Origin of the sequence: Methylophaga sp. UBA5088, from assembly GCF_002414625.1 — a bacterium.
GTDB classification, from domain to species: Bacteria; Pseudomonadota; Gammaproteobacteria; order Nitrosococcales; family Methylophagaceae; genus Methylophaga; species Methylophaga marina.
This window is the reverse complement of the sequence record NZ_DIAC01000111.1, coordinates 19,151-19,398: the sequence shown is the minus strand read 5'-3', so window position 1 is coordinate 19,398 and position 248 is coordinate 19,151. Positions and strand designations below refer to the sequence as shown.

General features: G+C 44.8%; 1 protein-coding gene. It reads right to left on the bottom strand.

The genetic code is table 11. The features are described 5' to 3' along the window. Nucleotides 1–248, bottom strand: a 248-nt coding sequence (locus B4K20_RS14115; protein WP_289283381.1) for a putative zinc-binding metallopeptidase, incomplete at both ends; no start/stop codon positions are given.

Sequence of the window (248 nt, the reverse complement as noted above, 5' to 3'; positions counted from 1 at the left end):
TCCATGGTCTCATTCATCATCAAATAATGTGACCAGGTCTCAGCCCAGTCTTCAAGAGGATGCGCACTGGCATAGGCTGACAAGTAGGAGGCTGGCCAGTCTGCTGCGGGTCCGTTTTCATAATACGATTCTAGACTGCTTTGATAATCTTGCTGCTGGTATTCAAACACCTCACAAAACATGGCGTAGTGATCGGTATCTTTTATCAGCATATCCCAATAATAATGGCCGATTTCATGACGAAAATG